The sequence below is a fragment of the Rhizobium sp. BR 315 genome (assembly GCF_050577975.1).
GTDB classification, from domain to species: domain Bacteria; phylum Pseudomonadota; class Alphaproteobacteria; order Rhizobiales; family Rhizobiaceae; genus Rhizobium; species Rhizobium miluonense.
On sequence record NZ_JARWKZ010000156.1, the window covers coordinates 1 to 652 of the forward strand.

Sequence of the window (652 nt, forward strand, 5' to 3'; positions counted from 1 at the left end):
GATTAATAAGGAGATTGTCAGTGAAACGATGAACATACAGGAAAAGACAATCAACGTCTCCTGATAGCTTCCTGTCGTGTCTCTGATCCATGAGACAAACCTAGGACCAGCAATACCTGCTGCAGACCACGCTGTCAGTATATAGCCATGAATGGCACCAAGCTGTTTCGTTCCGAACATATCTCCAATATACGCAGGGATCGATGCAAATCCTCCCCCGTAACAAGACATTATGATACATACTATTATAGAGAAAGTAATAGCGTCTTGTAAATGAGGCAATACAAAAAAGGCAGCAATTTGAATCGCAAAAAACAATGTGTATACATTAGGACGACCAATATAATCGGAAACAGATGCCCATGCAATTCTTCCTAATCCGTTAAATACACCCATAATACCGACTAATACGGCGGCTCCTGTAACGGACATTCCAGCAAGCTCTTGTCCCATTGGAGATGCAACAGCCAATATGGCAATTCCACACGTAATATTAATGAAAAGCATTGTCCATAAAGCCCAGAATCTTTTTGTTTTTATTGCTTCATTGGCTGTCGATTGAGCTAAATCAGCTTTCGGAGCAGCAGCCCCTGTCTCCAATGCCTTCTTGTAGCCAGCAGGTACATAGCCTTTTGGAGGCGGAGCCAAATAT

General features: G+C 42.5%; 1 protein-coding gene. It reads right to left on the minus strand.

Annotated elements, in window-relative coordinates:
* Window positions 1-652 (minus strand): MFS transporter (locus QD409_RS35500; RefSeq protein ID WP_430765047.1); only part of this gene is annotated, 652 nt, incomplete at both ends.